This window comes from Meridianimarinicoccus aquatilis, assembly GCF_004358675.1.
Lineage (GTDB): Bacteria > Pseudomonadota > Alphaproteobacteria > Rhodobacterales > Rhodobacteraceae > Meridianimarinicoccus > Meridianimarinicoccus aquatilis.
The window spans coordinates 24020-32117 of sequence record NZ_SMZO01000044.1; the positions used below are offsets into that span (position 1 = coordinate 24020).

Annotated in this window: 7 protein-coding genes and 1 pseudogene; 6 read left to right on the plus strand and 2 right to left on the minus strand. The window is 60.3% G+C overall.

Features of this window, described 5'->3' with window-relative positions:
• Positions 1 to 18 precede the first annotated feature (18 nt).
• Both E2L05_RS15575 and E2L05_RS15580 read right to left on the minus strand, forming a co-directional pair.
• The gene (locus tag E2L05_RS15575; RefSeq protein ID WP_133343810.1) at positions 19 to 648 is read right to left on the minus strand and encodes a helix-turn-helix domain-containing protein; all 630 of its coding nucleotides are present in this window, start codon (positions 646 to 648) and stop codon (positions 19 to 21) included.
• A 37-nt stretch (positions 649 to 685) separates the two neighbouring features.
• The gene (locus E2L05_RS15580; protein WP_133343811.1) at positions 686 to 1675 is read right to left on the minus strand and encodes a GlxA family transcriptional regulator; all 990 of its coding nucleotides are present in this window, start codon (positions 1673 to 1675) and stop codon (positions 686 to 688) included.
• A 127-nt stretch (positions 1676 to 1802) separates the two neighbouring features.
• Here E2L05_RS15580 and E2L05_RS15585 point away from each other — a divergent pair, with 127 nt between their 5' ends.
• The 6 genes and pseudogenes from E2L05_RS15585 to purU all read left to right on the plus strand — a co-directional run bounded on the left by E2L05_RS15585 (position 1803) and on the right by purU (position 8058).
• Positions 1803 to 3053, plus strand: coding sequence for a sarcosine oxidase subunit beta family protein (locus E2L05_RS15585; protein ID WP_133343815.1), 1251 nt, complete (start codon positions 1803 to 1805; stop codon positions 3051 to 3053).
• A 13-nt stretch (positions 3054 to 3066) separates the two neighbouring features.
• Positions 3067 to 3354 carry a sarcosine oxidase subunit delta gene (locus tag E2L05_RS15590; protein ID WP_133343812.1) on the plus strand — a complete coding sequence of 96 codons (288 nt, stop codon included), beginning with the start codon at positions 3067 to 3069 and terminating at the stop codon, positions 3352 to 3354.
• Complete coding sequence (locus tag E2L05_RS15595; RefSeq protein WP_133343813.1) at positions 3351 to 6305, plus strand: sarcosine oxidase subunit alpha family protein; 2955 nt, start codon at positions 3351 to 3353, stop codon at positions 6303 to 6305. Before E2L05_RS15590 ends, E2L05_RS15595 begins: the two co-directional genes overlap by 4 nt.
• Positions 6298 to 6873, plus strand: a complete 576-nt coding sequence (locus E2L05_RS15600; protein ID WP_165971785.1) for a sarcosine oxidase subunit gamma — start codon at positions 6298 to 6300, stop codon at positions 6871 to 6873. The genes E2L05_RS15595 and E2L05_RS15600 overlap by 8 nt, the downstream gene beginning before the upstream one ends.
• A 95-nt stretch (positions 6874 to 6968) precedes the next feature.
• Positions 6969 to 7136 (plus strand): annotated as a pseudogene (locus tag E2L05_RS15610) (bifunctional methylenetetrahydrofolate dehydrogenase/methenyltetrahydrofolate cyclohydrolase); the annotation flags it as partial.
• Positions 7137 to 7173: 37 nt separating this feature from the next.
• On the plus strand, positions 7174 to 8058 hold the full coding sequence (gene purU, locus E2L05_RS15615) for a formyltetrahydrofolate deformylase (RefSeq protein ID WP_133341314.1): 885 nt from the start codon (positions 7174 to 7176) through the stop codon (positions 8056 to 8058).
• Positions 8059 to 8098 lie beyond the last annotated feature (40 nt).

The window sequence follows — 8098 nt, forward strand, 5'->3', positions numbered from 1 at the left end:
CGGCGCGGGATCAAAGGACTATGACGATTGTGGATAGGTGATGATCGACAGAAATTTCGTTGGCAGTTCGATGAGCTCTTCCGGCCCGTGGGGCGCATCGGCGTCAAAGAAAAAGCTGTCGCCGGGCTTGAGATCATAAAGCGTGTCGCCATGGCGATACCGCACTTCACCTTCGAGAATATAAAGCAATTCGATCCCTTCGTGCTGGAAGGTCGGGAACACGTCAGATGTTTCGCTCAGCGTAATCAGGTAGGGTTCCATGACCACGCCACTGTTGTTCGACCCGATATGGCCGAGCAGGTTGTACTGGTGCCCGGCGCGTGTGCCCGCACGACTGATTTCGACGGCTTCACCGTTTTTAACGTGCACTGCGTCGCGTTTCTCTTCAAACCGTCGGAAGAACGACGTAAGCGGAACACTCAACGCGCTCGCGAGCATCTGAAGCGTGTTCAGCGATGGCGAAATGTTTCCGTTCTCGATTTTTGACAGCATTCCCATAGACAAGCCTGTTTTCTCCGACAGTTCGGCAACGGTCATATCCCGTTGATGCCGAAAGGATCTGACCTCTCGCCCGATCGCGACCTCAAGGTTCTTTTCCCGTTTGTCGCGGACCTTGTGGGGATCTTGCTTGAATACCGTTTCGGCCATGCCGCTCCTGTCCGGGCTGTTGCCCACAATTGCTTGTCTAAGTTGATGTTAGGCCGGAATTTTCCGTGCTTCCAGCCTGATCCGCGATGCCAGTCGGGCGCAACGTGCTGGGCCGCGTTCCAAACTTGTCTCGAAATGCACGTGCAAAATGGGCACCATTGGCGAACCCCGTGGCCAATGCGACTTCCAGGATGGGCAACCCGGTCTGGCTGAGCAAGTCCCTTGCCTTGTCCAGTCGCAGGTCGCGGTAAAACCGTATCAGGCTCAGTCCCATTCGATCGCGGAACAGGCGCTGCAAATGGCGCGGGCTCATGTCGGCCAGAGTGGCAAGTTGTTCAACCGTCAATGGGTCGGCGATATGAGTTTCCATCATGTCCACGGTGGTCACCAAAACTGGGTGATGCAGTTGATACCGTTCGGCAGTGCCGGATTTTTGGGGGTCTCCTGCTTCGCGGATTCGGGTGTGGATGAACCAATCGGCCACCTTCTGGGCCAAAGCGATTCCGTGCTGCGCCGTGATCAGCGCATGCATCATATCGAGTGGGGCTGACCCGCCGGCGCAGGTGAACCTGTCCCGGTCGATAACGTACAACCGCCGTTCCATCAGATGTCCGGGTGACACTTCTCGCAAAGCGTCAAAATGTTGCCAATGCACGGTAAAGCGGCGGCCTAGCATCAGCCCGGATTGCGCCAAGATCACACCGCCGCCGGATATCCCGCCAAGTGCCACGCCGCGCCTGTCCAGCTGCCTCAGAAAGCGGGCGGCCTCGGGGTATTTCGACGCCATTGGGTTGCCGCCCGCCACGACGAACACGATGTCAAACGGGACCGTCTCGGCATCAATGGACACTGTATCAAAGACGGCTCCAACCGAGGCTGCGGCAGGTCCCCCTTTTACCGACAGGAAAGTCAGATCGTACAGGGGTTGACCGGCAAGAAGGTTGGCCGCACGCAAAGGTTCTATTGCGGCGGCACATGACATCAGCGCGAAATCATCGAGTAGTAAGAACCCCATCCGTTGAGTCATAGAAAGATCCCCCTGAAGTCGAATAATAGAGATATGGCACAAAAAGACAAGAAAGCGGCATTTTTAGAACGTCACGTCATGGGTTGGTATGGCATGGGACACTTGCTTGATACGAAAGGAACAGCGCGTGCGCTATTCAGGGTTCAGAGTCATCCGCGAAGCGGTGACAGGTCACAAAGGTTGGGTGCCTGTTTGGCGCGATCCTGAGCCGCAACCAAGCTATGACATCGTGATTGTTGGGGGCGGCGGGCACGGTCTGGCGACTGCGCATTACCTGGCAAGCCGGTATGGTGCCGCCCGTGTTGCAGTCATCGAAAAAGGTTGGATTGGCGGCGGCAATGTCGGCCGGAATACAACGATCATCCGGTCCAATTACATGTTGGATGGAAACGAACCTTTTTATGAAATGTCATTGAAGTTGTGGGAAGGGTTGGAGCAAGACCTGAACTATAACGCAATGGTCAGCCAACGCGGCATTCTTAACCTGTGTCACAGCGACGGTCAGCGCGATGCCTATCGCTTACGCGGTAATGCCATGCGTTTGCACGGGGCAGACGCGGAATTGCTGGGGCCGGGCGAGGTGCGCGCGATGTACCCTTTTCTGAATTTCGATGATGCGCGGTTCCCGATCAAGGGCGGATTGTTGCAGCGCCGCGGCGGGACGGTTCGGCATGACGCTGTCGCGTGGGGCTATGCTCGCGCGGCAGACAGCCGAGGCGTGGACATCATCCAGAATTGCGAAGTCACCGGTCTGCGGGTTGAAGATGGGCGCGTGCTTGGGGTCGACACGTCGCGCGGATTTATCGGGGCCGGAAAGGTCGGGGTTGCCGTCGCGGGCAATTCCAGCCGTGTGATGGCGATGGCCGGTTTGCGGCTTCCGATTGAAAGTCATGTTCTGCAAGCCTTTGTCAGCGAGGGGCTTAAACCTGTTCTGGATGGTGTCATCACCTATGGGGCCGGGCACTTTTACGTCAGCCAGTCCGACAAGGGCGGGCTGGTTTTTGGCGGGGATATCGACGGCTATAACTCCTACGCGCAGCGCGGCAACCTGCCCACGGTCGAAGATGTGTGCGAAGGCGGGCTGTCGTTAATGCCTATGGTGGGGCAGGCGCGCCTGCTGCGCATGTGGGGCGGGATCATGGATATGAGCATGGACGGCTCACCCATCATCGACCGGACCCCGGTGGAGGGGCTCTATTTCAACGGGGGCTGGTGCTATGGCGGGTTCAAGGCAACGCCTGCCTCTGGTCTTGCCTTTGCGCATCTGCTGGCGACGGACACCCCGCATGAGACAGCAACGGCTTATCGGCTGGACCGGTTCCGCAACGGCCGGATGATTGACGAAAAAGGGATGGGCGCGACGCCCAACCTGCACTGAACGAGGCGCGCAGATGATTATCCCACACCCGCTTCTTGGCCCCCGCGATGCGCAGGAATTCACCTATCTTGGCGATGCATCCATGATCCAGCGGCCTGATGGAACGGCCGAAGGGGCCGAAGACGCTTTGTTCAACTACGTATACATGCGCGACAACCCTGCCGGGGAGCACCGCGAATTGTGGTATCATGAACAGGGCGATCGGTCGTGGTTGGTTGTCACCCGAAACACTGTCACCCATGAAATCACTCAGGTGGAATTGGCGCGTGACGTGGCACTGGCGCTGGGGTGCGGCGCATGACCGGGCTTCAGAAAAAACGCCTGAACGGGGGGCTCATCGATCGCAGCCAACCCATCGACTTCACCTTTGATGGCGAAAGCTACACCGGGTTCGCGGGCGACACGTTGGCCTCGGCGCTGGTGGCCAACGATGTGGCGCTGCTTGGCCGGAGTTTCAAATACCACCGTCCGCGCGGATTGATCGCGTCCGGGTCGGAAGAGCCAAACGCGCTGGTTACCCTCAGTCGCGGCGCGGCGGTGACGCCGAATACCCGCGCTACAATGGTAGAGCTTGAAGCCGGCCTGACCGCTGCGCCGCAAAACGCGTGGCCGTCTGTGCGGTTTGATGCCATGGCCGTCAATGATGTGTTGGCGCCCTTCCTGACGGCGGGCTTTTACTACAAAACATTCATGTGGCCCCGCGCATTTTGGGAAAAGCTGTATGAACCGGCGATCCGCCGTGCCGCTGGGCTGGGTCGTCTGTCGACCGCACCGGACCCTGACCTGTATGACCGGGGATTTCTGCATTGCGATTTGCTGGTCGTTGGGGCGGGCCCGGCTGGGCTGATGGCGGCACTGACGGCCGGGCGAGCCGGGGCGCGGGTTATCCTCGCCGATGAGGATTTCGCGCTTGGTGGGCGGTTGAATGCCGAAACCTTGGTTATCGACGATGCACCGGCATCCGTTTGGCTGGCTACTGCGCTGGCCGAGCTGGCATCGTTGCCCAATGTCCGGACGTTGTCGCGAACCACTGTGTTTGGCGTGTTCGATCACGGCATTTATGGGGCGGTTGAGATGGGCGCGCCGACCGCAAAAGACCATGCACCGCGGCAGACATTGTGGCGCATCTACAGCAAGTCCTGTACGGTCTGCGCCGGTGCAACAGAGCGGCCCATAGCCTTCCCCGATAATGACCGGCCCGGTATCATGCTGGCGGGGGCTGCACGGACTTATGTCAATCGATGGGCTGCAGCGCCTGCGCAGCGTATCGCTGTGTTCACGAACAACGATGACGGGCATCGCACGGCGGCTGATCTGGCGGCGAAGGGGCTGACTATTGCCGCGCTAATCGACACGCGTGCCAATGCGCCTGATTGCACGGACGCGAACGAGACCTTCAAAGGCGCGCAAGTTATCGCATCAGAAGGTCGGCTGCGCCTGAAGAATATCATGGTGCGCACGGCCAGCGGTGGGCGGCGGCAAATCTCGTGCGGTGCGTTGGCTGTGTCTGGCGGCTGGAATCCGAACCTTCACCTAAGCGCCCAGCAACGCACGCGCCCGGTTTGGAATGATGCGGTCGCCGCCTTCGTTCCTGCACCGGATGCGGTCGCCGGCCAGCGGCTGGCCGGAGCAGCGGCAGGCGATTTTTCTACGGCTGGCGCGCTGTCTGGTGGGGTAAATGCGGCCCGCGCTGCACTTGCTGATCTGGATATCAAGGTGAAACATTCAAAACTGCCGAAGGCGGACGATGCGCCAACCCGGATTACGCCGTTCTGGTATGTGAGCGGCACCAAGCGTCGGGCGTGGCTGGATTTTCAGAATGACGTTACTGTCAAAGACGTGGCCTTGGCGCAGGCCGAAGGGTTTCGGTCTGTTGAGCACGTAAAGCGGTACACGACGCTTGGCATGGCCACGGATCAAGGCCGGACGGCAAGCACCAATGCGATCGGCGTGATGGCTGCGCTGACAGGGCAAGATATCGCACAGACGGGCACGACGATGTTCCGCCCGCCGTATACCCCTGTATCTATGGGGGCTTTTGCGGGGCGGTCGCGCGGGAAGCACTTCCGCCCGACGCGCCGGACCCCTACCCACACCTTCGCCGAAGCCAATGGCGCGACCTTTGTCGAGGTCGGTCAATGGCTGCGTGCGCAGTGGTTCACGCAATCGGGGGAAACCCACTGGCGGCAAAGCGTCGACCGCGAAGTGCGCGCTGTGCGAAATGACGTCGGCCTGTGCGATGTGACAACGTTGGGCAAGATCGATGTGCAGGGCGTGGATGCGGCGGCCTTTCTGAACCGGATCTACTGCAATGGCATGGCCAAGCTGCCGGTTGGCCGCGTTCGCTATGGCCTGATGCTGCGCGAAGATGGCATCGCGATGGATGATGGCACGGCCGCGCGGCTTGGCGAGGATCACTTCGTGGTCACCACGACAACGGCCAATGCGGGCGCGGTTTACCGCCATATGGAATTCGCGCGCCAATGCCTGTGGCCGGATATGGATGTGCAGTTGATTTCGACCACCGATGCGTGGGCGCAAATTGCGGTCGCCGGGCCAAAGGCCCGCAAGTTGTTGCAGCGGATTGTTGACCCGGCACATGATCTGTCCAACGGGGCATTTCCCTTCATGGCCTGCGCGCCTGTCACCGTGTGTGGCGGGCTTCGTGCGCGTCTGTTCCGGATTTCGTTTTCGGGGGAGCTTGCTTATGAAATTGCCGTTCCGGCCCGATATGGCGATGCGCTGATGCACGAGATGATGGCGCAGGGTCAGGATTTGGGCGCGACGCCCTATGGCACCGAAGCGCTTGGCGTTTTGCGGATCGAAAAGGGCCACGCGGCGGGAAATGAATTGAACGGGCGTACCACGGCGGCGATGCTGGGCCTTGGGCGCATGGTGTCGACGGCCAAGGACAGTATCGGTGCCGTTTTGTCGCGTCGTGCAGGGCTGGCCGAAGACACCCACCGCCTGACGGGTTTTGTTCCGGTGGATGGTGTCACTCCAATTCCAGGGGGGGCGCATCTTATGCGCGAAGGCGCGCGCCAAATCGCGGAGAATACTCTTGGTTGGATAAGTTCAGCGGCGTTTTCGCCGACCCTGAACAGCCCCATCGCGCTTGGGTTCGTAACGCTTGCCGATGCTCGGAAGGGCCAGACCTTGCGCGCGGTCAGCCCGGTCGACGGGCTCGATATTCCTGTGCGGGTTGTCTCGCCGCATTTTGTGGATCCTGAAGGAGGACGGCAGCGTGACTGAATTCCGGCTGGCGCCGCTATGCGCCACAGGCGGTCCCGCGCCGCGCTCGATCGTTTTGGGTAATGTCACCATCACCGAAGTGCCGGACATTGCGATTGCCTCTGTCGCCAAGCGGGCAGGCGGGGCCAGCGCGTTGACCGAGTGCGCGCGCGTTTTGACCGGAACCGACGTACCCGGTCCGCGCCGTGTGGCCGGCAGTGCCGGTTCGATGCAGTTTATGTGGACCGGCCCTGAGCAGTGGTTTGTGCTTGCACCACTGGACGGAAGGCAGGTTTTGGCCGACGATCTTGCCGCGCGGCTGCGCGGAGCCGCATCGGTGACCGAGCAAACCGATGGCTGGGCCTGCTTTGCGGTGGAAGGGTCTGGAACGGCCGCACTTCTGGAACGGCTCTGTGCGCTGGACATCGCAAGGATGGAGGCGGGCATGGCGGACCGAACGGGAATTGAACACATGAGTTGTTTCGTGATCTGCGATGCGCCCGGTGCATGCTATCGCGTGCTCGGCGCAAGGTCTTCGGCACTCTCGCTGTTTGAGGCGTTGAGTTGCGTGGCAAGAGGGCTGGCCTGATGTCTGGAATGATCATCGATGGCAAAGGTTTTTCGTCTGGTCTGTGTGATTGGCCGGTCCAACATTGTGGGCAAACCGATCGCACTGCTTTTACGACGCGGCTTGTTGGTGATTGCGACTTTGACAGTTGCGCGGCGGTGGCCGGGGCGATCACGCCGGTGCCGGGTGGGGTCGGTCCGATGACCATTGCCTGCCTTCTGGCCAACACGGTGGTCGCCGCGGCGCGCGCCCATGGGCAGCCTGTGCCGGACGGGCTGACCTGAGCCTGATTTTCCATCCTGAACAGAAAGTACTCCTGCCGTGTCCAAATTTGCCCTGACGATCCAATCCCGATCCACGCGCGGCCTTGTGGCTGCTATCGCTGGATACCTGTCCGAGCATGGCTGCAACATCACCGACAGTGCGCAGTTCGATGATCTTGAAAGCGGTACCTTTTTCATGCGGATGAGCTTTTCTGCCGAGACGGGGGCAGAGCTTGGCGCGCTGGCCGAGGGGTTTGCCGCGGTGGCGGAGCCGTTCGGGATGGACTACGCGTTTCACGACGAAGCGGCGCGGATGAAGGTGATCATCATGGTGTCGCGGTTCGGGCACTGCCTGAACGATCTGCTGTATCGCTGGCGGATCGGGGCGCTTCCGATTGATATCGTTGCGGTGATCTCCAACCACATGGATTACCAGAAAGTGGTGGTGAACCATGATATCCCGTTCCACTGCATCAAGGTCACGAAAGAGAACAAGCCCCAGGCAGAGGCGCGCATGATGGATGTGGTGGAAGAGACGGGGGCGGACCTGATCGTGCTGGCGCGGTACATGCAGATCCTCAGCGATGCGATGTGCCGCAAGATGTCGGGGCGGATCATCAATATTCACCACTCGTTCCTGCCCAGCTTCAAGGGGGCGAACCCGTACAAGCAGGCCTATGAGCGGGGGGTCAAGCTGATCGGGGCGACGTCGCATTACGTGACCAGCGATCTGGATGAGGGCCCGATCATCGAGCAGGACACGGTGCGGGTGACCCACGCGCAAAGCGCAGAGGATTACGTGAGCCTTGGACGGGACGTGGAAAGCCAGGTGCTTGCCCGTGCGGTGCATGCGCATATCCACAAGCGAGTGCTGTTGAACGGAAACAAGACGGTGGTCTTCCCCGCCAGTCCGGGAAGCTACGCCAGCGAACGCATGGGGTAGAGCGCAAGGCAAGGGAGGCTCCCGCCCGTCTTCGACATCA